This is a genomic window from Pseudomonas sp. F-14 TE3482, assembly GCF_053629455.1.
Genome location: NZ_JBRJII010000001.1, coordinates 1,420,719 through 1,446,493, shown reverse-complemented (window position 1 = coordinate 1,446,493; position 25,775 = coordinate 1,420,719). Strand labels below are relative to the sequence as shown.

The window sequence follows — 25,775 nt, the reverse complement described above, 5'->3', positions numbered from 1 at the left end:
ACTTCTAGTCAGTCATTTGAAAAAAACCGGCGCTGGCTGACAGCGTGAACCGCCAACAGCACCGGGAGAGGGATCTTTCTGGCTGAGCGTTATGGCAGCGCGGCAACAACCGACAGCTCAACCAGGATTTGCGGTTCGCACAGCTTCGATTCAACGGTAGCGCGGGCCGGGGCGACGCCTTTTGGCAGCCACTGGTCCCACACCGAATTCATGCCTGCGAAGTGCGCGTCGATGTCTTTAAGGTAAATCGTCACTGACAGCAGACGGCTCTTGTCGGTCCCGGCCAGATCCAGCAAACGCTCGATGTTGGCGAGGGTTTCACGGGTCTGCTGTTCAATCCCGGCGCTCATGTCATCGCCGACCTGCCCTGCCAGATACACCGTACTGTTGTGGACAACGATCTGGCTCATGCGCTCATTGGTGAGCTGGCGCTGGATTGACATGTTTTGCGGACTCCTTGAGTTTGTTGCCATAACGGGAAATATCGAGGCCTTCGGCGCTGATCTGAGGTGTTCTCTTCGCCATCAGGTCAGCCAGCAAACGACCGGAGCCACAGGCCATGGTCCAGCCGAGCGTGCCGTGGCCCGTATTCAGAAACAGATTTTTGAACGGCGTGGCGCCGACAATCGGGGTGCCGTCCGGAGTGGTTGGACGCAGGCCGGTCCAGAAGCTCGCCTGGGGCAGATCGCCGCCCTGAGGATAAAGGTCGTTGACGATCATCTCCAGGGTTTCGCGTCGACGCGGGTTCAACGACAGGTCAAAACCGGCAATTTCCGCCATGCCGCCGACGCGGATGCGGTTGTCGAAACGGGTGATCGCGACCTTGTAGGTCTCGTCGAGAATGGTCGACGTCGGGGCCATCGCCGGGTTGATGATCGGCACGGTCAGCGAGTAACCCTTGAGCGGATACACCGGAGCCCGGATGCCCAACGGCTTGAGCAATTGCGGCGAGTAGCTGCCGAGAGCGAGCACGTAGCGGTCGGCGGTTTCCAGCTTGCCGTCGATCCACACACCGTTGATGCGATCACCGGCGAAGTCGAGGCGCTGAATATCCTGGCCGAAACGGAATTCCACACCCAGTTTCGTGGCCATTTCGGCCAGGCGGGTGGTGAAAATCTGGCAGTCGCCGGTCTGGTCATTCGGCAGGCGCAAGGCACCGGCGAGGATGTCGGTGACGCTGGCCAGGGCCGGTTCGACCCGGGCAATGCCGGCGCGGTCGAGCAATTCGAACGGCACGCCGGACTCTTTCAGCACGGCGATGTCTTTGGCAGCGCCATCAAGCTGCGCCTGGGTGCGGAACAGCTGGGTAGTTCCCAGGCTGCGGCCTTCGTAGGCAATGCCGGTTTCGGCGCGCAATTCGTCGAGGCAGTCGCGGCTGTACTCGGACAGGCGCACCATGCGCTCCTTGTTCACCGCATAACGGCTGGCGGTGCAGTTGCGCAGCATCTGCGCCATCCACAGGTATTGATCGATGTCGGCGGTGGCCTTGATCGCCAATGGCGCGTGACGCTGCAACAGCCACTTGATGGCTTTGAGCGGCACGCCCGGCGCGGCCCACGGCGAGGCATAACCCGGCGAAACCTGCCCGGCGTTGGCGAAACTGGTTTCCATGGCCGGCGCTGGTTGACGGTCAACAACCGTCACTTCAAAGCCAGCCCGTGCCAGATAATAGGCACTGGCGGTACCGATAACGCCGCTACCCAAGACCAGAACGCGCATTTTCATATCCCTCATCGCGGCTTACCGCTGACGTTTATTGTGCAGACCGAAGATGTGGGCAGTTTAAAAAAGATTAGCCAGTGCTTTTCACTATATAAGTGCCTATATTTGGCGACAATTCTCGGCAAAAACCCTTTTCACGGAGGCGCATCCCCTATGCGAACCAACACTCAGACCAAACGTGAGCTGGACAAGATCGACCGCAACATCCTGCGGATCCTGCAAGCGGACGGGCGTATTTCCTTCACCGAGCTCGGGGAAAAGGTCGGCCTCTCCACCACGCCCTGCACCGAGCGGGTACGGCGACTGGAGCGCGAAGGGATCATTATGGGCTACAACGCCCGCCTGAATCCGCAGCACCTCAAGGGTAGCCTGCTGGTGTTCGTCGAGATCAGCCTCGACTACAAATCCGGCGATACTTTCGAAGAGTTCCGACGCGCGGTGCTGAAACTGCCCCACGTACTGGAATGCCATTTGGTGTCAGGGGATTTCGATTACCTGGTGAAAGCACGGATTTCCGAGATGGCCTCGTACCGCAAACTGCTGGGCGACATCCTGCTCAAGCTGCCGCATGTGCGCGAATCCAAGAGCTATATCGTGATGGAAGAAGTGAAAGAGAGCTTGAACCTGCCGATTCCGGATTGAGGCTTTATGGTGCCTGCTCAGGCCTCATCGCGGGCAAGCCCGCTCCCACAGGTATGGCGGTGAACCTGTGGGAGCGGGCTTGCCCGCGATGGAGTCGACTCGGATCTGTTGAAGTAACGCCGCTTCTTAAACCAACACCTGTCGGGTAGAAGCCATGTACTCATGAATCTGCTTCTCGACCCGCGGATGGATCAGCTCCACCGGCCGTCTCCCGTTAGGGCATGGCAACGTTTTGGTGGTACCGAACAGCCGACAGATCAGCGGTCGTTCGTCATACACCGTGCAGCCATTGGGGCCCAGATGAACGCAATTGAGTTCATCCATCGCCGCATCCTGCTCCGCCCGGGTCTTGCGCGGCAGGCGGGACATTTCTTCGGGCGAGGTGGTCACCGGCCCACAGCAGTCATGGCAGCCGGGCACGCACTCGAAAGAGGGAATCTGTTGGCGCAGCGTGCGAATTTTCTGACTGTTGCAACTCATCGAAGCGGTGACCGAATACGAAATAGACCGGGATTCTGACGCAAAAACCCCGATTCAGACAGCGCCAACCGACCGGTGTTGCCCGCGTCCGAAGCGGCGGCTTATGCTCCGTCAACTTTTTCAAACACATGCACCCAGGATGACGCACATGAACGCCCCCGTTCAGCAACCTGCCTCGAGCCATCAACACGCGGCTTCTTATTACGCCGCCAGCAGCCTGCCACAGCCCGATCTTGCGGGACTCACAGGTGATCTGGTGGCGGACGTGTGCGTGGTGGGCGGCGGGTTCTCCGGGCTGAACACCGCCCTCGAACTGGCCGAACGGGGTTTTAGCGTGGTGCTGCTGGAAGCGCACAAGATCGGTTGGGGCGCCAGCGGACGCAATGGCGGGCAGTTGATCCGAGGCGTCGGGCACGGCCTCGATCAGTTCGCCAACGTGATCGGCGTCGACGGTGTGCGTCAGATGAAACTGATGGGCCTGGAAGCGGTGGAAATCGTCCGACAGCGAATCGAGCGCTTTCAGATCCCTTGTGACCTGACCTGGGGCTACTGCGACCTCGCCAACAAGGCTCACGACCTGGAAGGTTTCGCCGAAGACGCCATCGAGCTGCACAGCCTCGGTTACCGTTACGAAACCCGTCTGCTGCAAGCTCACGAAATGCACAGCGTGGTGGGGTCCGATCGCTATGTCGGCGGTTTGATCGACATGGGCTCCGGGCATCTGCACCCCTTGAACCTGGCACTGGGCGAAGCGGCGGCCGCCGGGCAATTGGGTGTGAAGCTGTTCGAACAATCGGCGGTGATCCGCATCGATTACGGCCCCGAGGTCAAAGTCCACACCGCCCAGGGCACGGTTCGCGCGAAGACGCTGGTGCTGGGTTGCAACGCCTACCTCAACGATCTCAATCCGCAACTCGGCGGCAAGGTGCTGCCCGCCGGCAGTTACATCATCGCCACCGAACCCTTGAGCGAAGAACAGGCTCACGCCTTGCTACCGCAAAACATGGCGGTCTGTGATCAACGGGTGGCGCTGGATTACTACAGACTTTCGGCCGACCGACGTTTGCTGTTCGGCGGCGCCTGTCATTATTCAGGGCGCGACCCGAAAGACATCGCCGCCTACATGCGACCGAAGATGCTGGCGGTGTTCCCGCAACTGGCCGGGGTGAAAATCGACTACCAATGGGGCGGGATGATCGGCATCGGCGCCAATCGCCTGCCGCAGATCGGTCGGCTCAAGGAGCAGCCGAATGTGTATTACGCCCAGGCTTATTCCGGTCATGGGTTGAACGCCACGCATCTGGCGGGCAAGTTGTTGGCTGAGGCTATCAGCGGCCAGCAGAGTGGAGGGTTCGATCTGTTCGCCAAGGTGCCCCATATCACCTTCCCGGGTGGCAAACATTTGCGTTCTCCGCTGTTGGCGTTGGGGATGTTGTGGCATCGACTGAAGGAGTTGGTCTGATCGGTTAGCTGCGTTCTTGCGGGCCTCATCGCGGGCAAGCCCGCTCCCACAATGGTTGCTGGTGTTCACAAGAATTGAGTTCACCGCTAATCCCTGTGGGAGCGGGCTTGCCCGCGATGAGGCCCGCAAGAACGTCATAGAACTCAGATCCGCCAGAACGGCTTAAGCCCCTCCTCCCGCGCCTGCTCACGACTCAATCCGACATCCCTGAGCTGCTCTGGCGTCAACGTCAGCAACGCCTTGCGTGTGTGCAGACGATGCCAGAACAGACCCCAGCGACCCAGGCCGGACGGTGCGTTGCGCATCACCGCCTCGCGTGCGCCGTTTTTTTGCCCTGCCGCCAGTTCCTGACTGTGTAACGTCAGCCGCACATCGCTCAAGCCGTTCATTTTCGTTGCTCCTGTTTACTTGGGTAGCCAGAGCTTTCATGATGCGCGGGCGACGAAAAGCATTACAGATTCAACGGTGGTGTATTAACTCCATACAGATTTTCCGTTTCAGCGTCTGAATCACATATTTTTACCCCATCTGTACTGGTCAACCGAATCACCCATACCGAGACTGCGCCATGACCCTCTACGTCAATCTCGCCGAATTGCTCGGCACGCGTATCGAACAAGGCTTCTATCGCCCCGGCGACCGGTTGCCCTCGGTGCGAGCGCTGAGTGTCGAACACGGGGTCAGCCTGAGCACGGTGCAGCAGGCCTATCGAGTGCTGGAAGACGTGGGTCTGGCGATGCCCAAACCCAAGTCCGGTTACTTCGTACCGGTGAGTCGCGAACTGCCGGAGCTGCCAGCGGTTGGCCGGCCGGCCCAACGGCCGGTGGACATTTCGCAGTGGGATCAAGTGCTGGAACTGATCCGCGCCGTACCGCGCAAGGACGTCGTGCAGCTGGGGCGCGGCATGCCGGACATTACCACGCCGACCATGAAACCGCTGCTGCGCAGCCTGGCCCGAATCAGCCGTCGGCAGGACATGCCCGGTCTGTATTACGACAACATCTACGGCACCCTCGAATTGCGCGAGCAGATCGCTCGCCTGATGCTCGACTCCGGTTGCCAGTTGGGCGCCAACGATCTGGTAATCACTACCGGTTGCCACGAAGCGCTGTCCACCAGCATCCGCGCCATCTGCGAGCCGGGTGACATCGTGGCGGTGGATTCGCCGAGCTTTCACGGCGCCATGCAGACGCTTAAGGGCCTGGGCATGAAAGCCCTGGAAATCCCTACTGATCCGCTCACCGGCATCAGCCTCGAGGCTTTGGAACTGGCGTTGGAGCAATGGCCGATCAAAGCCATACAGTTGACCCCCAACTGCAACAACCCGCTGGGCTACATTATGCCGGAGGCGCGCAAACGTGCGCTGTTGACGCTCGCACAGCGTTTTGACGTGGCGATTATCGAGGACGATGTGTATGGCGAACTGGCCTACACCTACCCGCGCCCGCGCACGATCAAATCCTTCGACGAAGACGGCCGCGTCCTGCTCTGCAGTTCTTTTTCCAAGACCCTGGCACCAGGCCTGCGCATTGGTTGGGTCGCACCGGGCCGGTATCTGGAACGGGTGCTGCACATGAAGTACATCAGCACCGGTTCCACCGCGCCGCAACCGCAAATTGCGATTGCCGAATTCCTCAAAGCCGGGCACTTCGAACCGCATTTGCGGAAGATGCGCACGCAATACCAGCGCAATCGCGACGCGATGATCGACTGGGTGACCCGCTATTTCCCCGCCGGTACCCGGGCCAGCCGCCCGCAAGGCAGCTTCATGCTGTGGGTCGAACTGCCGGAGGGCTTCGATACCCTGAAACTCAATCGGGCGCTGCATGATCAAGGCGTACAGATTGCTGTCGGCAGTATCTTTTCCGCCTCGGGCAAATACCGTAATTGCCTGCGGATGAACTACGCGGCCAAACCAACACCGCAGATTGAAGAAGCGGTGCGCAAGGTCGGTGCGACAGCGATCAAATTGCTGGCTGAAGGCTGAACGATCAGTCCAGCTGAAATCGCCCCCATGCCTGGAACGGGGTTATGTCGCGAACGCGTGTCGCTTGTGGGGGGACGAGGGTTTCGATATCCAGTTCCAGGCGCCAATGCTGGCCAGCCAGAGGCTGACCGTCGAGCCTGGGTCGGATGCGATCGCCTGGCCGCAGCAGCGCTACGTTGTGCGCGCCGTCGGATTCTCTTAACCAGTTGACTGCCTGGCCATCGAGCCGTGCAGCGACCAGACGCAACTGCATAATGCCCGGCCCGAACCGATAGTGCTGCGCGTCGACAGCCGGCGCCTCGAACCGCAGCGTCATCGGTTGCGGCTCGCTGCATTGCACGTTCAGATATATCCGCCGAATGCCGAAACTCAGAGCCGACCCCGTATTCGACGCCTGCAAGCCATCACGGGTATGCGAACCATAATCCAGCACCATGGGATTGAGCTGCATCGTGCAATGCGCCTGCGCATAACTCGGTAGCGCGACCGGCCACAATGCCAGCAACCACAGCCTGACAAAATCTTTCATGAACGTCCTCTGGATCAACTATCACCCGCCCGACAAGTCACTTCGGCAACCTGGTAAGGCGCGGTGGTTTCCGGGAGTTGGCGGGTGTCGAACTCAAGCAGGCAGCGACGATCGTCGGGCAACGTCAATTGCAGCCCAAGCCACTCGGGAGCATCGCCGATGTACACCAGACCGGTCTCAACCACACTGGTCAGGTACACACCCTCGCTGTCGTATACCGCCCCTCCCTTGGGCACCCACTGCCCGGCCTCGGTACGCACATGCAGCATCAGCCGGCGGGCGCTGCTCAGCTTGAAGTCGAGTCGAGGTACCGCGCCGCGTCCGGTTTCGATTTCCTGAAAACCATTGAGCACTTCGACATTACGCGGCAGGCTGACGGTGTCTATTTCCAGACGACTGCTCTGGTACGCCGGCAGGCTGGCCGCTACCGCCCTGCCAGTGCCATCGGTCCAGACCGGTCCCTGAGGCGTGCTGATTTTTATCCCGGCATCGGAGCCAATCTTCAGCAGACCAAAAGTATCGCGCAGCGCATAAGGTGATGGCGTGAGTCCACTTTCGTGAACAGCCACACCGCCGCGCAACGCGAAATCATAACTGCGGGTGCCGACACTGCTGCGCGCATAGCCGAGGTCGACACTGGTGTAACGAGGCAGCAGGCTGATGCGCCCGTCGAGATTTGTCTGGCCGGTATCGGCCCGCTCGGCATTGACGCTGTAGCTCGAGGTCTCGCTGACTTGCTCGTTGTAACGTGCGCCGGTGCGCATCCCCTGCTGGCGATCCTGACGACCGTATACCCTCAGACTACGGTTTCGTCCAAGGGGAAAGCCAAGGGTGGCGTAAACGCCGGTACCGCGATCATCGTCACCACTTTCGCGTTGCACATTCAGCGACAGATTGGCAGCACCGAATTCCCGAGACCATGAAGCACTGATCCGCGATCGATCCGGGCTACCGGCCATGGCATAGCGGGTCATCGAACCGCTGAACGCGCCCCAATGCCGATCTGAATAATTGACTGAAGCACCCCATTGACGTTCTGCCCGGCCATAAGGGTCATCGGTCAGAGATTCCGACCCGATGTCCGCCAAGGTTCGAAACCCGTTATTGCGTTGAGCTGCGGTCAAGCTGGCGGACAAGCCGGGGCCCAACGAGGTGCTGAAAGTCGTCTGCAGGCTTTGGCCCTGCCCCGCTGACGCTGTACGCGAACTCAAGTGCTGAATGCTCACCATCGAGTCGCGCGTCAAGGCATGTTGCACCCCCCAGCCCAACGACTGATAGGCGCTGCTCCCCATCCAACCGGCGGTGAATAACGAGTCCGAGCCCCACTGCCAATCCTTGCTGGCGGCAAAAAACGAGGGTGTCTCACGTTCGTCATGGGTGAACCGCCGTACCTGGCCCGCCGCGATGGCGAAGCCCGGTGGGGTCAACCCACTCAGCGGACGCACATTGGCTGCCGGCACCCGGAAGTGGCGCTGTTCGCCGCTTTCTTCGATGACTGTGACTTCAAGGTCCAGTTGAAGGCTGAGTACAGGTAGATCACGCAAGGTAAATGGCCCAGCGGGAACCAGGGTGGTGTAAATCACGACACCGCTTTGGCGCACTTCTATCCGTGACGGTGAGTAAGCTATCCCTTCAACCGCCGTTCCGACGCCGAGGCCTTCCTGACTGCGCAAGGCGAACGCTGTTTCCGGCAGGACCTGAATGCCGGTAAAGGGCTCACCGGCAAACAGCGACGACCGCATATTGAGCTGGCCAAGTTGTACATTGGCCTGATAACGCTCCCAGGTTCGCGATGCCTGGGTGTACAACGTTTCGAACCGCGCCACCCCCTCGAACGCGGTGTAATTCTGGCGACTGCGCACGACCCAGTCTCCGGCATTGAATCCCAGTTCCGTTCCCAGGTTGCGATACTGCGTGGAGGCGTCCGCGCCTGAGCTGGAAACCACTAGCGCGTCATAGTTCAACACCCCCGCCATACCGCCTGACGCCCAGTTTCGCTGCAGCCGAGGCTGCGCGAGCAACAGATCAGTGGGAACCAAAAACGCCACTTGTTGCTGGCCTGGAGAGAGTCGCACTTGCGCAGCGGCTATCCCCTCGGTTGCCCGTAAACATGCTTTGTCGTCAGCACTGTCGGGCAAACCTGGCGGCGCAGCAATACCGGCATAATCGAGCAGGTTGGCATCAAGGCATAACTGGCCTTCGTCATCGAAGGTGGCCAGCACCTGCCCGATGGGCGAGCCATTGACCTGCAAGAGGACTCGCGTACGGCCGGCCTGAAAACGGGGTAAATCGCGAAAATGCTCGGCGACTTTCGGGTCGATACCCCGGGCCTCAAGCACCGAGCGATCGAATTCGATTGGCGTTTCGCCCCAGGCTTTTCCGGTCACATCAATCACCAGAACCAGACTGCCGACCCAGCAACGTGAGCCGCCATACCAAGGCTTGCGGCGACTCATTATCGTCTGCTCAACGGCGCATCATGGCTGTCGACCGCGAATCCATAAGTCGTCGCGGGGAAAATCCGCACATGGGTGCCCAACGCCGACACGGCGGTGAGCGTCAGTACTTCGCCGGGCAGAATGTAGGTGCGCCCGAGATCGAGCATCACGCCGCTGGGGATCAAGCTCACCGATTTGGCGAGCCGCACTACATAGGGGCCGGGATTGCTCACCTGCACCCGGTCGCCAACAACGTTCCAGAGCAGATGTTTCCAGGGCGAGCGGTCCACTGCCAAGTTGGCCGGGCGCAGGATCACCGGTATGTTCTGCCGCACGCCCAGGCTGAGCCGAGCACCGTCTGCGCCTTGACGAGGCTTTATCCCCTCGAACACCACCCGTTTCAGGCGTTCGGTTTCCAGAGGTTTGGTGCTGCGCAAGATGAACCTGACCTGCTGACTCTGCCCGGGCTCAACCCGGGCCACGGGCGGAGTCAGTAGCAACAGCGGTTCGTCATCCTCTGCGATGTGTTCGATCGTGCTGTGGAGCAATGCCGGTTGTTCGTCGGAGTTTTTGACATTGAGGGTCGCTTCGCCCAATGCCTCATCGACTATTACGACAGGGGTTTGCGGCACCATGCCAGCCGCCATCGCCAGCGCACTGAAAAGTGACAGGCACAGGGCCGCAATGGCACCGAGCGCCTGTAAAGATTTAGGGGGACACATGAAATTCTCCAGAGGGCATCGACCAGCACGGCGAACGCAATGCCTGTCGATGCCCGATGACACGCCAGGAAACGGCCAATAGCGGTATGACCGTCAGCCCGTTATGCAGCGTCGGCTCAGAGGTAGAACACGTCGAACGTCACCGAGCCGTCGAGGTGAAACTCGTCGGTGGTCGCGGGCAGTTCGGAGGTCGGGCGAATAGCCGCAGCCACTTTCATAGGAAAGACATGCAGACGCGCGGCGGCCGGGCCGGCTGCTGCACCAGGCCCCCAGGAATAGGAAACCGGGGCGTTGGACATCAGGCCGCTGACCGGAACTCGCCATACCGGATTGGCCGGAGAGCGCACCAGGAAAGTCTGCGGGTTGCCATCGGTCAGGGGCTGGCCGGTCAGCAGGCCAAAGCCGCCGATGCCGACGCCATTCGTGCTGCCGAGGCCATAGTAAAGGTGATCACCGGTGCGGCTATTGAACGTGAGGCCCGGCACTTTGGTACCACCACGATTATCCGTGACTGCAATCTCCACCGCTGCGGGTGCGTCGCATGCGATCTTCAAAGTGATGTCTCGCGGCGGGAGATCGTTTTGTGTTGTCGCGCTCAACGTCGAGGAATAGATCCGCCCCAGATCGATGTTACTGCCACCGGCGAAAGCAGGAATGCAGGAAGTCGGAATGACCGTACCGCTGACGTTCAGATCGACACTTGCCGCTTGAACGGCTAATGGAGCGATGGCTGCTGTTAAAGCGGCCATCAAAAAAAGCTTCTTCATAAACACTTACCTGTGAATGGATGAAAGCACCAACGCGTCGAATGCAGCGGGAGATCAGGCTTTCTTCCGACACGTCGAATACCCGGCGATCATTCCGTTTCTTGTAGGTTTTTTATGTAGGAGAAGTCGCCATATCAACTGGCATCGGCGACAGCACCTGTGGCTTTTTTCGGTTCTCACCAATGGATCCGATCAATCACAGTCATGCCACCCTTCAAACGTGTGTGATCCCAATGCCGTGCCATACTTCCGTGACCCCGACGCGAGAAATCCTGCCTTGATACTCATTCCGGTCCGGCCCTTTGCTTTGTTGCTCGCCTTGTTGCTCGGCAGTTGCACCAGCCTTGATGTCGTCCGCGAATCGAGTCAGGCCCTACCGGCGGCGAACTCGGCGTTCGGGCGGTCGATCCAGGCACAGGCTGCCCCCCATGAGGGCCAATCGGGCTTTCGCTTGCTCTCCGATAGTGCCGAGGCCTTCACCGCCCGCGCCGAGCTGATTCGCAACGCTCAAAGCAGCCTCGATCTGCAGTACTACATCGTCCATGACGGCATCAGCACACGAATACTGGTGAGCGAGCTGCTCAAGGCCGCCGACCGCGGCGTGCGGGTGCGGATTCTGCTCGACGACACCACCAGCGATGGCCTGGACCGGATCATCGCGACCCTCGCCGCCCATCCGAAGATTCAGATACGCGTGTTCAACCCGCTGCATCTGGGCCGCAGCACCGTCGTTACGCGAACGATGGGCCGGTTCTTCAACCTGTCGCAGCAACACCGGCGCATGCACAACAAACTGTGGGTGGCGGACAACAGCGCGGCGATCGTTGGCGGGCGCAACCTGGGGGATGAGTATTTCGATGCCGAGCCCAACCTGAACTTCACCGACATCGACATGCTTGGTGTCGGCCCGGTTGCAGAGCAACTGGGACACAGCTTCGACCAGTACTGGAACAGCGCCCTGAGCAAGCCGATCGAGCAGTTTCTCTCGACCAAGCCGACAGCCAGGGATCTGAAAAACACCCGGACCCGGCTGGACGAATCCCTGGAGGAAACGCGCAAACAGAATCACGCGCTTTATCAGCAGTTGATGGCCTACACCACTCAACCGCGTCTGGATGTCTGGCGCCGGGAGCTGATCTGGGCCTGGAACCAGGCATTGTGGGACGCACCGAGCAAGGTGCTGTCCGACGGCGAACCTGACCCGCACTTGCTGCTGACCACCCAGTTGGCGCCCGAGCTCAATGGGGTCAGCAAAGAGCTGATCATGGTCTCGGCCTACCTTGTACCCGGCCAACCGGGGCTGGTTTACCTGACCGGTCGCGCCGATGCCGGCGTATCGGTCAGTGTGCTGACCAACTCACTGGAAGCCACCGACGTACCGGCCACGCACGGTGGTTACGCACCTTATCGCAAAGCCTTGCTGGAGCATGGGGTGCAGCTGTTCGAATTACGCCGTCAGCCCGGCGACAATGGAGACAACGGCGGTAGCGGATCGAACCTGTTTCACGGCGGCAGCAGCTCCTACCGTAGTTCCGACTCCAGCCTGCACAGCAAGGCGATGATTTTCGATAGACAGAAAGCCTTTATCGGCTCGTTCAATTTCGACCCGCGCTCGGTACTGTGGAACACCGAAGTCGGGGTACTGGTGGACAACCCGCAGCTCGCCGGGCGGGTGCGCGAACTGGCACTGGAGGGTATGGCGCCAGCCCTCAGCTATCAGGCCCGGCTGGAAAAGGGTCAGATCGTCTGGGTCACCGAAGATGACGGCAAGCAGCACACATTGACCAAAGAACCGGGAGGTTGGTGGCGCCACTTCAATTCATGGCTCAGCAGCATGGTCGGCCTGGAGCGGATGTTGTAGTCAGAAGGCTGGCGATGAATTGTGGCGAGGGAGCTTGCTCCCGTCGGGTCGCGCAGCGGCCCTAAATCATGCGCCACCGCTTATTCAGATAGAACACGGATGCCGATTTGCGACTGCTGCGCAGCCGAACGGGAGCAAGCTCCCTCGCCACAGGGTTGTGCAGCGCTCAGACTGGTTCGGCAACCGTACCAAACGCCCCTTGCCGCGATACCAGAATCACCAGCCCCAACGCGCCCGCCGCCATTAACAACGGCAAGGCATGCCCGCTGATCCATTGACTCCCGGCACCGGCCGCCAAGGGCCCGATCAGGCAACCAATGCCCCACAGTTGCGCGATATGGGCATTGGCGCGCACCAAGGCATCGTCGCGATAACGCTCGCCAATCAAGATCAGCGATAAGGTGAACAAACCGCCGGCACTGGCGCCAAACAATACCCACAGCGGCCAGATCAACAGCGTGTCGATCAGCAACGGAATCGCCAGGCTCGACAGCAGCAAGAGCATCGCGCAACCGGTAAACAATGTACGTCGCGACAAGCGATCGGCCAGCGCGCCAATCGGCAACTGCAGCAAGGCATCACCCACCACCACGGTACTGACCATCGCCAAGGCGATTTCCGTGGTGAAGCCCTGACGCAGGCAATAGACCGGCAGCAAGGTCAGGATCATCGCTTCGAACGCCGCGAACAGCGACACCGCCCAAGCAATCGCCGGCAAGCCGCGGCAGAAGGTCAACAAGTCACCGAGGGTTACGCTGCAAGCTTCGCTGGTGGGTGCGCCGCCGCGGCCCAACAGCAGGAACGGTGACGTCATCAGCAAACCGACGCCGACCCAGAAACCATAATCATGCTCGGTGCCCAACGCCCCCAACAGTAACGGCCCGGCCAGCTGACTCAACGCGTAACTGCTGCCGTACAGCGCCACCAGCCGACCGCGCCATTGCTCAACCACCAGTTGGTTGATCCAGCTTTCACCAAGGATAAAGACGAGGGTCAGGATCACCCCGATCATCAACCGCAACACCAACCAGACCGGATAGCTCGGCCACACTGCCAGCAAACCAATGGATACCGCCCCGGCCCACAGGCACAGGCGCATCAGATTGGCCGTGCCAAGACGGGCCGCGAGGTGGCTGGAGATCTTCGCCCCCAGCAGTACGCCAATAGCCGGCATCGCCGCCATCACGCCGATCGCGAACGAGCCGTACCCCCAGCCTTCCAGACGCAGCGACACCAATGGCATGCTGACACCCAGGGCCAGGCCGACACTCAAGACAGATGCCAAAACGGCGAAATACGTCGCCCAACGCATGTTCCACGCTCCTGTGGATATTTTTATGTACAGCGCAAAACAGTGTGGGAGCGAGCCTGCTCGCGATGACGGAGCAACATTCAACATTGACGTCGACTGTCAGACCGCTATCGCGAGCAGGCTCGCTCCCACACGGGATCTATGTTGCATCGGGCCCCGGGTATGAACCGGAGCCCTGCTACACATTACAACTTGATCCAGGTCGCCTTCAGCTCGGTGTACTTGTCGAACGCGTGCAGTGACTTGTCGCGACCGTTGCCGGACTGTTTGAAGCCACCGAACGGCGCGGTCATGTCGCCGCCGTCGTACTGATTGACCCACACGCTACCGGCACGCAAAGCCTTGGCGGTCAGGTGAGCCTTGGAGATGTCGGCGGTCCAGACTGCAGCGGCCAGACCGTAAGGCGTGTCGTTGGCGATCTGGATGGCTTCTTCAGCGCTGTCGAAGGTGATGACCGACAACACCGGACCGAAGATTTCTTCCTGAGCAATTTTCATCGCGTTGCTCACGCCATCGAAAATCGTCGGCTCAACGTAAGTGCCACCGGTTTCCTGAAGAATGCGCTTGCCGCCCGCCACCAGTTTGGCGCCATCGGTGTGACCGGACTCGATGTAGGACAACACAGTGTTCATCTGCTGGGTGTCCACCAGCGCACCGACATTGGTTGCCGGATCCAGCGGATTGCCCGGCTTCCAGGTTTTCAGGGCCTCGATTACCAGCGGCAGGAATTTGTCCTTGATCGAACGCTCAACCAGCAGGCGCGAACCGGCGGTGCAGACTTCGCCCTGGTTGAAGGCGATGGCACCGGCAGCGGCTTCGGCGGCGGCTTGCAGGTCCGGCGCATCGGCGAACACGATGTTCGGGCTCTTGCCGCCAGCTTCCAGCCAGACGCGCTTCATGTTCGATTCGCCGGAGTAGATCAGCAGTTGCTTGGCGATCTTGGTCGAACCGGTGAACACCAACGTGTCGACGTCGTTGTGCAGGGCCAGGGCCTTGCCGACAGTGTGACCGTAACCCGGCAACACGTTCAGCACACCTTTCGGAATACCGGCCTCAACCGCCAGCGCCGCAATGCGGATCGCTGTCAGCGGCGATTTTTCGGAAGGCTTGAGGATTACCGAGTTACCGGTGGACAGCGCCGGGCCGAGTTTCCAGCAGGCCATCATCAACGGGAAGTTCCACGGCACGATTGCGCCGACCACGCCGACCGGCTCGCGAGTCACCAGACCCAGCTGATCGTGCGGAGTGGCGGCGACTTCGTCGTAGATCTTGTCGATGGCTTCACCGCTCCAGCTCAGGGCTTGCGCCGCGCCAGGAACGTCGATGTACAGGGAATCGCTGATTGGCTTACCCATGTCCAGGGTTTCGAGCAGAGCCAGCTCTTCGGCGTGCTGTTTGAGCAGGCCGGCAAAACGAATCATGGTGGCTTTGCGTTTGGTCGGCGCCAAGCGCGACCAGCTGCCGGAATTGAAAGTGGCGCGGGCGTTGTCCACGGCACGCTGGGCGTCGGCGGCGTCACAGCTGGCAATCTTGCCCAGCAGACGGCCATCGACGGGGCTGATGCACTCGAAAGTCTCACCAGAGACTGCATCGGTGTATTCGCCATTGATGTAGGCGCGGCCTTCGACTTTCAGATCGCGAGCCCGTTGTTCCCAGTCGGCACGAGTCAGGGTGGTCATTCGAGTGTCCTCCTCTTATTGAATACGAGTGCCCCGTGTTCTTTGCGGGCGCTGTCAGGAATTCTGCCTGGCCAGCTTGCTTTTCGGCTCAAGGCAACCGTTACCCTAAACCAGCGGCCGGTGAAGTTTCAATATATTTGACACAAGGCTGGCAAACGGCCTTGCGATGTTCATTTTAATAAACATAGACTTTCAATTTTCCAGCGCAATCACGGGGGAATACCAGCATGAGCATTCAGGATATCGTCGATTTCAGCCAGGCCAACACCCAGCCCGATCGTTATCGGCCCGACCCTGCAAAAGTCCTCAAGGGTGACCCCGAGCAAGCGGTGTACAACCACTACAACAGCCCGTGCGGGCAGATGAGCGCAGGTGTTTGGGAAGGCGAAGTCGGCCAGTGGCTAGTGAACTACACCGAGCACGAATACTGCGAAATCGTTCAGGGGGTTTCAGTGCTGCGTGACGGCGACGGCAACGCCAAGACCCTGCGCGTGGGCGATCGCTTCGTGATTCCGGCCGGTTTCAAAGGCACCTGGGAAGTGCTGGAGCCTTGCCGCAAGATTTATGTGGTGTTTGAACAGAAGGCTTGAGGATTTGTGTTGCTTGGGCCGACCTCATCGCGGGCAAGCCCGCTCCCACAGGGATCTGTGTCGATCATAAAACCTGTGGGAGCGGGCTTGCCCGCGATGAGGCCCTACCAGACAACACAAACCCACAAGCAACAAAAAAGGCCCGTATCTCGCGATACGGGCCTTTTTCGTAAGAGGGAAAAATCAATTACTTGATTTTGCCTTCTTTGTAGATCACGTGCTTGCGAACAACCGGATCAAATTTCTTGATCTCGATTTTGTCCGGAGTAGTGCGCTTGTTCTTGTCGGTAGTGTAGAAGTGACCAGTACCGGCGCTCGAAATCAAACGAATCAATTCACGCATGATTAGCTCCCTTAGATCTTGCCGGCTTTGCGGATTTCGGCCAGCACGACAGTGATGCCACGCTTGTCGATGATACGCATGCCTTTGGCAGATACGCGCAGACGCACGAAACGTTTCTCTTCTTCAACCCAGAAGCGGTGATGCTGCAGGTTCGGCAGGAAACGACGACGGGTTTTGTTGTTTGCGTGGGAAATGTTATTCCCAGTCACCGGACCCTTACCGGTAACTTGACATACTCTCGACATGCCTCAGCCCTCTAAAACCACATGCCCAACCCGGCATGGGTTGGCCGCTTAATCTCTCAGTCATTTGGCGCCAGGCGCCGCGTTTCTTTAGAGGTCTTACCGGCTACACCTACAGTGAAGGAACCGGGCCCCTAGAAAAGAGCGCTGCTTTATACCAGAAAGACTGGAGAGCAACAACATTCCGTGTGCGCGGACTTGATAAATTCCCCATTTTTCGGCCACCGGGCGCCTTGGATAAAGGCTGTCGCCGATTAAGACCGCTCGTCGCAGAGAATCGGCCAACCGACCGATTCCGGGTTTTCCTCGGTCCGCATCACCGAAACAAGCGCACATAGTCCCCTTAAAATGAAAAAGGGGATAGTCATTTGCAAAAGAGCCCACTAGGGTAAGCCTTTTCCAGACTGCACTTGCAGATGGGCCTTCGATCTGTAAAGGAATCCGACCATGCGCCTCGCTGCCCTACCGCTGCTGCTCGCCCCGCTTCTATTGAGCCCACAGGCTATGGCTGCCGCCCTGAGCGTCTGCACCGAAGCCAGCCCGGAAGGGTTCGATGTGGTGCAATACAACTCGCTGACCACCACCAACGCCTCGGCCGACGTGCTGATGGACCGCCTGGTGGACTTCGACACGGCCAGCGGCAAAGTGGTCGCCAGCCTGGCGGACAGCTGGGAAGTCACGCCCGACGGCCTGACCTACGTCTTCAAGTTGCACCCGCAGGTGAAATTTCACCGCACCGAATATTTCAGCCCGACGCGTGACCTGACCGCCGAAGACGTGAAGTTCAGCTTCGACCGCATGCTCGACCCGGCGAACCCGTGGCACAAAGTCGCCCAGAGCGGCTTCCCGCACGCCCAGTCGATGCAGTTACCGGCGCTGATCAAGAAGATCGACGCATTGGACCCGCTTACCATCCGCTTCACCCTCGACCACCCGGACTCGACTTTCCTGCCCACCCTGAGCATGGGTTTCGCCTCGATCTATTCGGCCGAGTACGCGGACAAACTGATGAAGGCTGGTACTCCGGAAAAGCTCAACAGCCAGCCGATCGGCAGCGGCCCGTTCATCTTCACGCGCTTCCAGAAAGATGCCTCGATTCGCTACAAGGCCAACAGTGAGTACTTCCGCGGCAAGCCATCGGTAGACCCGTTGATCTTCGCCATCACCCCGGATGCCAACGTGCGCTTGCAGAAGTTGCGCCGCAACGAGTGCCAGATCGCCCTGTCACCCAAGCCTCTGGACGTACGGGCCGCGCTGAAAGAGCCAACCCTGAAAGTCGAAAAGACTGACGCCTTCATGACCGCCTTCGTTGGCATCAACAGCCAACATCCACCGCTGGATAAGCCTGAAGTACGCCAGGCGATCAATCTCGCGTTCGACAAGGCCAACTACGTCAAAGCCGTGTTCGAAGACACCGCCGAACCCGCCAACGGCCCATACCCGCCCAATACCTGGAGTTACGCCAAAGGCTTGCCGGGCTATTCGCATGACGTCGAAAAGGCCCGTGCGCTGATGGCCAAGGCCGGGCTCAAGAATGGTTTCCAGACCACCATCTGGACCCGCCCTTCCGGCAGCCTGCTAAACCCCAATCCGAGCCTCGGGGCGCAATTGCTGCAGTCCGATCTGGCGGAAATCGGCATCCAGGCCGAGATTCGTGTGATCGAATGGGGCGAACTGATTCGCCGCGCCAAGGCCGGCGAGCACGACCTGTTGTTCATGGGCTGGGCCGGCGACAACGGTGACCCGGACAACTTCCTCACGCCGCAGTTTTCCTGCGCGGGGGTCAAATCCGGCACCAACTTCGCCCGCTACTGCAACCAGGACCTGGATAAACTGATCAGCGCCGGCAAGACCACCGGCGAGCAAGGTGTACGCACCAAGCTCTATGAACAGGCCCAGGCGCAGATCCAGCAACAGGCGTTGTGGCTGCCACTGGTGCACCCGACGGCCTTCGCGCTGACACGTAAGGATGTTCAGGGTTACTCGGTCAGCCCGTTTGGCCGGCAGGACTATTCGAAGGTTATCCTCAAGCCATAAACCCCAACACAAAACCTGTGGGAGCGGGCTTGCCCGCGATAGCGGACTTGTCAGGCGACAACTATGTTGAATTTGCCATCGCCATCGCGGGCAAGCCCGCTCCCACAAGGACTTACTTAGCCCAGTATCTCTCGTTCACATCCACCCATACTCGGCCATGGACAGCGGATCGCCGTCACCGACGATGAAATGATCGAGTACCCGCACATCGATCAGGTCCAAGGCCTCTTGCAGGCGCTTGGTCAGCATTCGGTCGGCCTGACTGGGGTCGGGATTGCCCGACGGGTGGTTGTGGCACAGGATCAGCGCTGCAGCGTTATGGGCCAGAGCGCGTTTGACCACCTGCCGTGGATAGACGCTGGTGTTGTCGATGGAGCCGCGGAACAGCGCTTCGAACGCCAATACCCGGTGCTTGGAGTCCAGAAACAGGCAGCCAAACACCTCGTGGGGCTCATGGCGGAGCATCGACTTCAGATAATCACGCACAGCCTGCGGATTTTCCAACGCCGACTTGTAGCGCGAGCGTTCAGCCAAATGCCGCCTGCCCATTTCCTGAACGGCCTGCAATTGAGCGAATTTCGCGGGTCCGAGCCCTAATTGTTTGCTGAATGTTTTTTGATCAGCCTCCAGTAGCGAACGCAGACCACCAAACTGAGTCAACAAGTGTCGCGCCAGATCTACCGCACTTTTGCCGGATACGCCGGTACGCAAAAAAATCGCCAGCAGTTCGGCGTCCGAAAGACTCCCCGGGCCTAACTCCAGTAACCTCTCCCGCGGCCGCTCGGCCGCCGGCCAATCGCGAATGCTCATAACACCTCCATGTCTGTGGGCGCCCGCTGTTCCGTAGCGGTCGCTGTGATATCGTAGCCCATCTTTTTTGCGGGCGATTTCACTCCTGGGGAGGGGGTATCGCCATGCAGTCATCAACGAAATGAAAGGCAGACCTATGCAGCGGCTGTATCGGAAACGCATCGTTCTGGGCGTCGGCGGCGGTATTGCTGCCTACAAGAGCGCCGAGCTGGTTCGCCGCCTGATCGACCAGGGCGCCGAAGTGCGCGTGGTCATGACCCGTGGCGGCAGCGAATTCATTACCCCGCTGACCATGCAGGCCTTGTCCGGGCATCCGGTCCATCTCGATTTGCTGGACCCGGCGGCCGAAGCCGCGATGGGCCACATCGAGCTGGCCAAATGGGCCGACCTGGTGCTGATCGCCCCCGCCACCGCGGACCTGATCGCCCGCCTGGCCCAAGGCATCGCCGACGACCTGCTGACCACGCTGGTGCTGGCCACCGACGCGGTGGTCGCCGTGGCGCCAGCGATGAACCAGGCCATGTGGCGCGACCCGGCGACCCAGGCCAACCTGCACACCCTCGAAAGCCGTGACCTCAAGGTCTTCGGCCCGGCCTCCGGCAGCCAGGCCTGTGGCGACGTCGGCATGGGCCGCATGCTCGAAGCCACCGACCTCGCCCAGTGCGCGGCAGACTGCTTCCAGCGCCAGGCGCTGACCGGCAAACACGTGCTGATCACCGCCGGCCCGACCCAGGAAAACATCGACCCGGTGCGCTACATCACCAACCACAGCTCCGGCAAAATGGGCTTTGCCCTGGCCGAAGCCGCGGTAGAAGCCGGCGCCCGCGTGACCCTGATCACAGGTCCCGTGCATCTGCCGACCCCGGATCGCGTCACGCGCATCGACGTGGTCAGTGCCCGCGACATGCTCGCCGCCTGCGAAGCGGCGATCCCTTGCGACCTGTTCATCGCCTCTGCTGCGGTCGCGGACTACCGTCCGGAAGTCGTCGCCCCACAGAAACTCAAGAAAGACCCTACGAACGGCGACGGCTTGTTGCTACAGATGGTGCGCAACCCGGACATCCTGGCCACCATCGCCACCCGTCCCGACCGTCCGTTCAGCGTCGGCTTCGCCGCCGAAACCGAACACCTGCTCGATTACGCTGCACGCAAGTTGAAAGACAAGAACCTCGATCTGATCGTCGCCAATGACGTCGCGAACCCGAGTATTGGCTTCAACAGCGAAGAAAACGCCTGCAGCGTGATCGACCGTGAGCTGCACGCCACACTCTTCGCCCAGACCAGCAAGAGCAAGATTGCTCGCCAGCTGATCACTTTTATCGCCGAACGTCTGAACCAGGTTTAATTTACATGCACGCTTTGCAAGCCAAGATCCTCGACCCCCGCATCGGTACTGAATTCCCGCTGCCACAGTACGCCACGCCAGGCTCCGCCGGCCTCGACCTGCGCGCCATGCTGGAAAAAGACACCGTCATCAAGCCGGGCGAAACCCTGCTGATTCCGACGGGCCTGTCTGTCTACATTGGCGATCCAGGTTTGGCCGCGCTGATCCTGCCGCGCTCAGGCCTTGGCCATAAGCACGGCATCGTGCTGGGCAATCTGGTCGGCCTGATCGACTCCGATTACCAGGGCCCGCTGATGGTGTCGTGCTGGAACCGTGGCCAGACCGATTTCAACATGGTGGTAGGCGAACGCCTGGCCCAATTGGTGCTGGTACCGGTCGTTCAAGCGCATTTTGAAATGGTCGAAGAGTTCGTCGAAACCCAGCGCGGCACCGGCGGTTTCGGACACTCGGGCAGCCACTGACCATCGGCATTCGGGCCGGGAATGCTGCCCGGCCTGGCCTGCCCTCTGCATTTTAAGGATGAAAATTGCAAAGACGTCATCTAGAAGGTTTACCACTGGAAATCAAGGCATTGGCCGGCCAATTGCTCACCGATGCTGATGGCATGGCCTTTACACACCACGAACTCTCTGCCGAAAACGCCGTCATACCCTTCAGTTTGAGCCAGCCCACGAGTTTTTCGCAGGCTTGTCCAGCCACTTTAGAGATGGAGCATTTCCAGAAATGAGCACCCCAGCCCAAGTCGCACCCAAGTTCCCCGACAGCATCTTCCGCGCCTACGACATTCGTGGCACCGTCCCGGAATTCTTGAACGCTGAAACAGCTTATTGGCTTGGTCGCGCCATCGGCTCCCAGAGCCTGGCCCAGAACGAACCCAATGTATCCGTCGGCCGTGACGGTCGCCTGTCCGGCCCGGAACTGGTGGAACAACTGATCCAGGGCCTGGCCGACAGCGGTTGCCACGTCAGCGACGTCGGCCTGGTGCCAACCCCTGCGCTGTACTACGCCGCTAACGTACTGGCCGGCAAATCCGGCGTGATGCTCACCGGCAGCCACAACCCGTCGAACTACAACGGCTTCAAGATCGTCATCGCCGGCGACACCCTGGCCAACGAACAGATCCAGGCCCTGCACGAACGCCTCAAGACCAACAACCTGAGCAGCGGCAAGGGCAGCATCACCCAGGTCGAGATCCTCGACCGCTACAACACCGAAATCGTCCAGGACATCAAACTGGCCCGCCGCCTGAAAGTGGTGGTCGACTGCGGTAATGGCGCGGCCGGCGTGATCGCCCCGCAGCTGATCGAAGCCCTGAACTGCGAAGTCATCCCGCTGTTCTGCGAAGTCGATGGCAACTTCCCGAACCACCACCCGGACCCGGGCAAGCCTGAAAACCTCGTGGACCTGATCGCCAAGGTCAAGGAAACCAACGCCGACCTGGGCCTGGCCTTCGACGGCGACGGCGACCGCGTTGGCGTAGTGACCAACACCGGCAGCATCGTCTTCCCTGATCGCCTTTTGATGCTGTTCGCCCGCGACGTCGTGGCGCGCAATCCGGACGCGGAAATCATCTTCGACGTCAAATGCACCCGCCGCCTGATCCCGCTGATCAAGGAATATGGCGGTCGGCCGCTGATGTGGAAGACCGGTCACTCGTTGATCAAAAAGAAAATGAAACAATCCGGCGCCCTGTTGGCCGGCGAAATGAGCGGGCATATCTTTTTCAAGGAGCGCTGGTTCGGTTTCGACGATGGCATTTACGCCGCCGCACGTCTGCTGGAGATCCTCAGCAAGGAAAAATCCACCGCGGAAGAGTTGTTCGCAACCTTCCCGAACGATATTTCTACGCCAGAGATCAATATCCATGTGACCGAAGAGAGCAAATTCAGCATCATTGATGCATTGCACGATGCGCAATGGGGTGAAGGCGCCGACCTGACCACCATTGACGGCGTGCGAGTCGACTATGCCAAAGGCTGGGGCCTGGTTCGCGCCTCCAACACCACACCGGTGCTGGTGCTGCGCTTCGAGGCCGATGACGAGGCTGAATTGCAGCGCATCAAGGACGTTTTCCACGTCCAGTTAAAGCGTGTTGCACCTGATCTCCAACTACCGTTCTGATTCACCCGGAGCCCTGAATGACCCTCGAACGCGAAGCCGCCGCCAACACCGCCAAGGTCCTGTCCGAAGCGCTGCCTTACATTCGCCGCTATGTCGGCAAGACGCTGGTGATCAAATACGGCGGCAACGCGATGGAAAGCGAGGAGCTGAAAACCGGCTTCGCCCGCGACATCGTGCTGATGAAAGCCGTCGGCATCAATCCGGTGGTGGTTCACGGTGGCGGCCCGCAAATCGGCGACCTGCTCAAGCGTCTGTCGATCGAGAGCCACTTCATCGATGGCATGCGCGTGACTGACGCGCAGACCATGGACGTGGTGGAAATGGTCCTCGGCGGCCAGGTCAACAAAGACATCGTCAACCTGATCAACCGTCATGGCGGCAGCGCCATCGGCCTGACCGGCAAAGATGCCGAGCTGATTCGTGCGAAAAAGCTCACCGTCACCCGTCAGACGCCGGAAATGACCCAGCCGGAAATCATCGACATCGGCCACGTCGGCGAAGTGGTCGGGATCAACACCGACCTGTTGAACCTGCTGGTCAAAGGCGACTTCATCCCGGTGATCGCGCCAATTGGCGTCGGCGCCAACGGCGAGTCGTACAACATCAACGCTGACCTGGTGGCCGGTAAAGTGGCTGAAGCGCTGAAGGCTGAAAAGCTGATGCTGCTGACCAACATTGCCGGCCTGATGGACAAGTCGGGCACGGTTCTGACCGGCCTGACGACCCAACAGGTCGATGACCTGATCGCCGACGGCACTATCTACGGCGGCATGCTGCCGAAGATTCGTTGCGCGCTGGAAGCGGTACAAGGCGGTGTGGGCAGCTCGTTGATCATCGATGGCCGGGTGCCAAACGCGATTCTGCTGGAAATCTTCACCGACACGGGTGTGGGTACGCTGATCAGCAATCGCAAGCGTCACTAAGCCACACAAACCAAAAGACCCCGCTCAGCCTGGCTGAGCGGGGTCTTTTTTTGCCTGCAATCCCTGTGACAATCCACCTTTTGTGGCGAGGGAGCTTGCTCCCGCTTGAGTGCGTAGCACTCACAAAATCCTTGGGTCTGCTACGCAGCCCAGCGGGAGCAAGCTCCCTCGCCACACAAGCCCGCTCCCACAAGGAATTGTGGTTAGACGCCGAATTGTGCGCGGTAGGCTTCAACCGCCGGCAGGTGTTGCTTGAGCTGTGGGTCATCCGCCAGGAACTCGAGCACCTGATTCAGCGAAACAATGCTGATCACCGGGATGCCGAAGTCACGCTCCACTTCCTGGATGGCCGACAACTCGCCGTTGCCACGTTCCTGACGGTTCAGGGCGATCAACACGCCCGCGGCTTTGGCGCCGTCCTGGGAAGCGATGATCTGCATCACTTCACGGATGGCAGTGCCTGCGGTGATCACGTCGTCGATGATCAGCACGTCGCCGGTCAATGGCGCGCCGACCAGGCTGCCGCCTTCGCCGTGGGCCTTGGCTTCCTTGCGGTTGAAGCACCATGGCAGATCACGGCCATGATGTTCGGCCAGCGCCACGGCGGTGGTCGCCGCCAACGGGATGCCTTTGTAGGCCGGGCCGAACAGCACGTCGAACGAAATACCGCTCTCGACGATGGCTGCCGCATAGAAACGACCCAGCTGCGCCAGGGCAGAACCCGAGTTGAACAGGCCGGCATTAAAGAAGTAAGGACTGGTGCGCCCGGACTTCAGGGTGAACTCACCGAAGCGCAAAACGCCACGATCAATGGCAAAACGAATGAAGTCGCGCTGATACGCTTGCATGAAAAAAACCCCAAATACCACGGATTTAGCTAATTAGGTAGACGCCGTGTATCATACCCGCACGCGATTTTTGGGGCCACTTATGCGGATCATCAGTGTGAACGTCAATGGGATTCAGGCTGCAGTCGAGCGTGGTTTGCTCAGTTGGCTGCAAGCACAGAATGCCGACGTCATCTGCCTGCAGGACACCCGCGCCTCCGCCTTTGAACTGGACGATCCAGCCTTCCAACTGGATGGCTACTTCCTTTATGCCTGCGAAGCTGAAGTTCCCGCCCAAGGTGGCGTGGCTTTGTACTCGCGGTTGCAACCGAAGGCAGTCATCAGCGGTCTCGGCTTCGAGACAGCCGACCGCTACGGGCGTTACCTGCAAGCCGATTTCGACAAGGTCAGCATCGCGACCTTGCTGCTCCCTTCGGGGCAGAACGGCGATGAAGATTTGAACCAGAAGTTCAAGCTAATGGACGACTTCGCCCGTTATCTGGATAAACAGCGGCGCAAACGTCGCGAGTACATTTATTGTGGCTCGCTGTACGTGGCGCAACAGAAGCTGGATATCAAGAACTGGCGCGACAGCCAGCAATCCCCGGGCTTCCTGGCACCTGAGCGCGCCTGGATGGACGAGATTGTCGGCAACATGGGTTATGTCGATGCCCTGCGCGAAGTCAGCCGTGAAGGCGACCAGTACAGCTGGTGGCCGGACAACGAACAGGCCGAGATGCTCAACCTGGGCTGGCGTTTCGACTACCAGCTGCTGACCCCTGGCCTGCGCCGCTTCGTACGCAGCGCACGCCTGCCACGTCAGCCACGGTTCTCGCAGCACGCACCGCTGATCGTGGACTACGACTGGACGCTGACGATCTAAGCGTCTTTTCGCAGACGCAAAAAAGCCGACTTCACTGTCGGCTTTTTTGTGGG

General features: G+C 59.9%; 25 protein-coding genes and 1 pseudogene. 12 read left to right on the top strand and 14 right to left on the bottom strand.

Translation table 11 applies throughout. The features are described 5' to 3' along the window. Window positions 1-89: 89 nt before the first annotated feature. Together AB7M26_RS06365 and dadA are read right to left on the bottom strand one after the other, a co-directional pair. Window positions 90-443, bottom strand: a complete 354-nt coding sequence (locus tag AB7M26_RS06365) for a RidA family protein (protein WP_123499481.1) — start codon at window positions 441-443, stop codon at window positions 90-92. Further along, window positions 415-1,719: a D-amino acid dehydrogenase gene (gene dadA / locus AB7M26_RS06360; RefSeq protein ID WP_123499520.1), complete on the bottom strand. Its 1,305-nt coding sequence runs from the start codon at window positions 1,717-1,719 to the stop codon at window positions 415-417. Before dadA ends, AB7M26_RS06365 begins: the two co-directional genes overlap by 29 nt. 156 nt (window positions 1,720-1,875) lie before the next feature. On the opposite strand from dadA, the gene AB7M26_RS06355 reads away from it, so the two are divergent. Continuing rightward, the gene (locus tag AB7M26_RS06355) at window positions 1,876-2,364 is read left to right on the top strand and encodes an Lrp/AsnC ligand binding domain-containing protein (protein ID WP_003206849.1); all 489 of its coding nucleotides are present in this window, start codon (window positions 1,876-1,878) and stop codon (window positions 2,362-2,364) included. Window positions 2,365-2,490: 126 nt separating this feature from the next. Here the strand turns inward: AB7M26_RS06355 and AB7M26_RS06350 are convergent, their stop codons facing one another. Further along, window positions 2,491-2,844, bottom strand: a complete 354-nt coding sequence (locus tag AB7M26_RS06350; protein WP_007894729.1) for a YkgJ family cysteine cluster protein — start codon at window positions 2,842-2,844, stop codon at window positions 2,491-2,493. Between the two features lie 148 nt (window positions 2,845-2,992). Here AB7M26_RS06350 and AB7M26_RS06345 point away from each other — a divergent pair, with 148 nt between their 5' ends. Next, window positions 2,993-4,306: an NAD(P)/FAD-dependent oxidoreductase gene (locus tag AB7M26_RS06345; protein ID WP_123499479.1), complete on the top strand. Its 1,314-nt coding sequence runs from the start codon at window positions 2,993-2,995 to the stop codon at window positions 4,304-4,306. A 143-nt stretch (window positions 4,307-4,449) separates the two neighbouring features. Here AB7M26_RS06345 and AB7M26_RS06340 read toward each other — a convergent pair whose 3' ends face one another. Continuing rightward, complete coding sequence (locus AB7M26_RS06340) at window positions 4,450-4,695, bottom strand: DUF1127 domain-containing protein (protein ID WP_123499477.1); 246 nt, start codon at window positions 4,693-4,695, stop codon at window positions 4,450-4,452. Window positions 4,696-4,874: 179 nt separating this feature from the next. On the opposite strand from AB7M26_RS06340, the gene AB7M26_RS06335 reads away from it, so the two are divergent. After that, complete coding sequence (locus AB7M26_RS06335) at window positions 4,875-6,293, top strand: aminotransferase-like domain-containing protein (protein WP_429375852.1); 1,419 nt, start codon at window positions 4,875-4,877, stop codon at window positions 6,291-6,293. 4 nt (window positions 6,294-6,297) lie between these two features. Here AB7M26_RS06335 and AB7M26_RS06330 read toward each other — a convergent pair whose 3' ends face one another. From AB7M26_RS06330 to AB7M26_RS06315, 4 genes are all read right to left on the bottom strand, one after another. Beyond that, the gene (locus AB7M26_RS06330; protein ID WP_123499473.1) at window positions 6,298-6,822 is read right to left on the bottom strand and encodes a DUF1120 domain-containing protein; all 525 of its coding nucleotides are present in this window, start codon (window positions 6,820-6,822) and stop codon (window positions 6,298-6,300) included. A gap of 14 nt (window positions 6,823-6,836) precedes the next feature. Then, window positions 6,837-9,278 carry a fimbria/pilus outer membrane usher protein gene (locus AB7M26_RS06325; RefSeq protein WP_123499471.1) on the bottom strand — a complete coding sequence of 814 codons (2,442 nt, stop codon included), beginning with the start codon at window positions 9,276-9,278 and terminating at the stop codon, window positions 6,837-6,839. Beyond that, window positions 9,278-9,982, bottom strand: a complete 705-nt coding sequence (locus AB7M26_RS06320; protein WP_123499469.1) for a fimbria/pilus chaperone family protein — start codon at window positions 9,980-9,982, stop codon at window positions 9,278-9,280. Before AB7M26_RS06320 ends, AB7M26_RS06325 begins: the two co-directional genes overlap by 1 nt. Before the next feature lie 116 nt (window positions 9,983-10,098). Continuing rightward, window positions 10,099-10,749, bottom strand: coding sequence for a DUF1120 domain-containing protein (locus AB7M26_RS06315; protein ID WP_123499467.1), 651 nt, complete (start codon window positions 10,747-10,749; stop codon window positions 10,099-10,101). Between the two features lie 277 nt (window positions 10,750-11,026). Here AB7M26_RS06315 and AB7M26_RS06310 point away from each other — a divergent pair, with 277 nt between their 5' ends. After that, on the top strand, window positions 11,027-12,610 hold the full coding sequence (locus tag AB7M26_RS06310; RefSeq protein ID WP_123499465.1) for a phospholipase D family protein: 1,584 nt from the start codon (window positions 11,027-11,029) through the stop codon (window positions 12,608-12,610). Window positions 12,611-12,776: 166 nt separating this feature from the next. On the opposite strand, the gene AB7M26_RS06305 is transcribed toward AB7M26_RS06310, so the two are convergent. Both AB7M26_RS06305 and AB7M26_RS06300 read right to left on the bottom strand, forming a co-directional pair. Then, a complete protein-coding gene (locus tag AB7M26_RS06305; protein WP_123499461.1) occupies window positions 12,777-13,922 on the bottom strand; it encodes an MFS transporter in 1,146 nt (381 codons plus the stop codon). A 185-nt stretch (window positions 13,923-14,107) separates the two neighbouring features. After that, complete coding sequence (locus tag AB7M26_RS06300; RefSeq protein ID WP_123499459.1) at window positions 14,108-15,601, bottom strand: aldehyde dehydrogenase; 1,494 nt, start codon at window positions 15,599-15,601, stop codon at window positions 14,108-14,110. Window positions 15,602-15,828: 227 nt separating this feature from the next. On the opposite strand from AB7M26_RS06300, the gene AB7M26_RS06295 reads away from it, so the two are divergent. Further along, entirely contained in the window at window positions 15,829-16,191 is a 363-nt protein-coding gene (locus tag AB7M26_RS06295; protein ID WP_038980750.1) for a cupin domain-containing protein, read from the top strand. A 187-nt stretch (window positions 16,192-16,378) separates the two neighbouring features. On the opposite strand, the gene rpmG is transcribed toward AB7M26_RS06295, so the two are convergent. Together rpmG and rpmB are read right to left on the bottom strand one after the other, a co-directional pair. Further along, complete coding sequence (gene rpmG, locus AB7M26_RS06290; RefSeq protein ID WP_007894709.1) at window positions 16,379-16,534, bottom strand: 50S ribosomal protein L33; 156 nt, start codon at window positions 16,532-16,534, stop codon at window positions 16,379-16,381. Window positions 16,535-16,545: 11 nt separating this feature from the next. Further along, window positions 16,546-16,779 carry a 50S ribosomal protein L28 gene (rpmB, locus tag AB7M26_RS06285; RefSeq protein ID WP_007894701.1) on the bottom strand — a complete coding sequence of 78 codons (234 nt, stop codon included), beginning with the start codon at window positions 16,777-16,779 and terminating at the stop codon, window positions 16,546-16,548. Window positions 16,780-17,223: 444 nt separating this feature from the next. Here rpmB and AB7M26_RS06280 point away from each other — a divergent pair, with 444 nt between their 5' ends. Further along, window positions 17,224-18,813 (top strand): ABC transporter substrate-binding protein, encoded by a 1,590-nt coding sequence (locus tag AB7M26_RS06280; RefSeq protein ID WP_123499457.1) that lies wholly within the window; start codon window positions 17,224-17,226, stop codon window positions 18,811-18,813. Between the two features lie 135 nt (window positions 18,814-18,948). On the opposite strand, the gene radC is transcribed toward AB7M26_RS06280, so the two are convergent. Beyond that, window positions 18,949-19,623, bottom strand: a complete 675-nt coding sequence (gene radC / locus AB7M26_RS06275; RefSeq protein ID WP_123499455.1) for a RadC family protein — start codon at window positions 19,621-19,623, stop codon at window positions 18,949-18,951. Window positions 19,624-19,759: 136 nt separating this feature from the next. On the opposite strand from radC, the gene coaBC reads away from it, so the two are divergent. From coaBC to argB, 5 genes and pseudogenes are all read left to right on the top strand, one after another. After that, window positions 19,760-20,968 carry a bifunctional phosphopantothenoylcysteine decarboxylase/phosphopantothenate--cysteine ligase CoaBC gene (coaBC, locus tag AB7M26_RS06270; protein ID WP_063342132.1) on the top strand — a complete coding sequence of 403 codons (1,209 nt, stop codon included), beginning with the start codon at window positions 19,760-19,762 and terminating at the stop codon, window positions 20,966-20,968. Between the two features lie 5 nt (window positions 20,969-20,973). Next, complete coding sequence (gene dut, locus AB7M26_RS06265) at window positions 20,974-21,429, top strand: dUTP diphosphatase (RefSeq protein ID WP_007894692.1); 456 nt, start codon at window positions 20,974-20,976, stop codon at window positions 21,427-21,429. Window positions 21,430-21,494: 65 nt separating this feature from the next. After that, window positions 21,495-21,695, top strand: a complete 201-nt coding sequence (locus AB7M26_RS06260) for a hypothetical protein (protein WP_123499453.1) — start codon at window positions 21,495-21,497, stop codon at window positions 21,693-21,695. Further along, window positions 21,686-23,089: pseudogene (locus tag AB7M26_RS06255) on the top strand (phosphomannomutase/phosphoglucomutase); the annotation flags it as partial. The gene AB7M26_RS06260 and the pseudogene AB7M26_RS06255, both read left to right, overlap by 10 nt. Window positions 23,090-23,106: 17 nt before the next feature. Continuing rightward, window positions 23,107-24,012, top strand: coding sequence for an acetylglutamate kinase (gene argB / locus AB7M26_RS06250; RefSeq protein ID WP_007894690.1), 906 nt, complete (start codon window positions 23,107-23,109; stop codon window positions 24,010-24,012). 203 nt (window positions 24,013-24,215) lie between these two features. On the opposite strand, the gene pyrE is transcribed toward argB, so the two are convergent. Then, on the bottom strand, window positions 24,216-24,860 hold the full coding sequence (pyrE, locus tag AB7M26_RS06245; RefSeq protein ID WP_007894680.1) for an orotate phosphoribosyltransferase: 645 nt from the start codon (window positions 24,858-24,860) through the stop codon (window positions 24,216-24,218). Between the two features lie 82 nt (window positions 24,861-24,942). Between pyrE and AB7M26_RS06240 the strand changes: the two genes are divergently transcribed. Further along, the gene (locus AB7M26_RS06240) at window positions 24,943-25,722 is read left to right on the top strand and encodes an exodeoxyribonuclease III (protein WP_007934608.1); all 780 of its coding nucleotides are present in this window, start codon (window positions 24,943-24,945) and stop codon (window positions 25,720-25,722) included. Window positions 25,723-25,775: the final 53 nt, after the last annotated feature.

Excerpts from the sequence above, each read along its gene's own strand:
- coaBC (WP_063342132.1), top strand. The coding sequence starts at position 19,760 with ATGCAGCGGCTGTATCGGAAACGCATCGTTCTGGGCGTCGGCGGCGGT.
- AB7M26_RS06330 (WP_123499473.1), bottom strand. The coding sequence starts at position 6,822 with ATGAAAGATTTTGTCAGGCTGTGGTTGCTGGCATTGTGGCCGGTCGCG.
- dadA (WP_123499520.1), bottom strand. The coding sequence starts at position 1,719 with ATGCGCGTTCTGGTCTTGGGTAGCGGCGTTATCGGTACCGCCAGTGCC.
- AB7M26_RS06365 (WP_123499481.1), bottom strand. The coding sequence starts at position 443 with ATGTCAATCCAGCGCCAGCTCACCAATGAGCGCATGAGCCAGATCGTT.
- AB7M26_RS06335 (WP_429375852.1), top strand. The coding sequence starts at position 4,875 with ATGACCCTCTACGTCAATCTCGCCGAATTGCTCGGCACGCGTATCGAA.
- AB7M26_RS06345 (WP_123499479.1), top strand. The coding sequence starts at position 2,993 with ATGAACGCCCCCGTTCAGCAACCTGCCTCGAGCCATCAACACGCGGCT.
- dut (WP_007894692.1), top strand. The coding sequence starts at position 20,974 with ATGCACGCTTTGCAAGCCAAGATCCTCGACCCCCGCATCGGTACTGAA.
- AB7M26_RS06300 (WP_123499459.1), bottom strand. The coding sequence starts at position 15,601 with ATGACCACCCTGACTCGTGCCGACTGGGAACAACGGGCTCGCGATCTG.
- AB7M26_RS06320 (WP_123499469.1), bottom strand. The coding sequence starts at position 9,982 with ATGTGTCCCCCTAAATCTTTACAGGCGCTCGGTGCCATTGCGGCCCTG.
- rpmB (WP_007894701.1), bottom strand. The coding sequence starts at position 16,779 with ATGTCGAGAGTATGTCAAGTTACCGGTAAGGGTCCGGTGACTGGGAAT.
- AB7M26_RS06350 (WP_007894729.1), bottom strand. The coding sequence starts at position 2,844 with ATGAGTTGCAACAGTCAGAAAATTCGCACGCTGCGCCAACAGATTCCC.
- pyrE (WP_007894680.1), bottom strand. The coding sequence starts at position 24,860 with ATGCAAGCGTATCAGCGCGACTTCATTCGTTTTGCCATTGATCGTGGC.
- AB7M26_RS06280 (WP_123499457.1), top strand. The coding sequence starts at position 17,224 with ATGCGCCTCGCTGCCCTACCGCTGCTGCTCGCCCCGCTTCTATTGAGC.
- argB (WP_007894690.1), top strand. The coding sequence starts at position 23,107 with ATGACCCTCGAACGCGAAGCCGCCGCCAACACCGCCAAGGTCCTGTCC.
- AB7M26_RS06295 (WP_038980750.1), top strand. The coding sequence starts at position 15,829 with ATGAGCATTCAGGATATCGTCGATTTCAGCCAGGCCAACACCCAGCCC.
- AB7M26_RS06315 (WP_123499467.1), bottom strand. The coding sequence starts at position 10,749 with ATGAAGAAGCTTTTTTTGATGGCCGCTTTAACAGCAGCCATCGCTCCA.
- rpmG (WP_007894709.1), bottom strand. The coding sequence starts at position 16,534 with ATGCGTGAATTGATTCGTTTGATTTCGAGCGCCGGTACTGGTCACTTC.
- AB7M26_RS06305 (WP_123499461.1), bottom strand. The coding sequence starts at position 13,922 with ATGCGTTGGGCGACGTATTTCGCCGTTTTGGCATCTGTCTTGAGTGTC.
- AB7M26_RS06340 (WP_123499477.1), bottom strand. The coding sequence starts at position 4,695 with ATGAACGGCTTGAGCGATGTGCGGCTGACGTTACACAGTCAGGAACTG.
- AB7M26_RS06325 (WP_123499471.1), bottom strand. The coding sequence starts at position 9,278 with ATGAGTCGCCGCAAGCCTTGGTATGGCGGCTCACGTTGCTGGGTCGGC.
- AB7M26_RS06355 (WP_003206849.1), top strand. The coding sequence starts at position 1,876 with ATGCGAACCAACACTCAGACCAAACGTGAGCTGGACAAGATCGACCGC.
- AB7M26_RS06240 (WP_007934608.1), top strand. The coding sequence starts at position 24,943 with ATGCGGATCATCAGTGTGAACGTCAATGGGATTCAGGCTGCAGTCGAG.
- radC (WP_123499455.1), bottom strand. The coding sequence starts at position 19,623 with ATGAGCATTCGCGATTGGCCGGCGGCCGAGCGGCCGCGGGAGAGGTTA.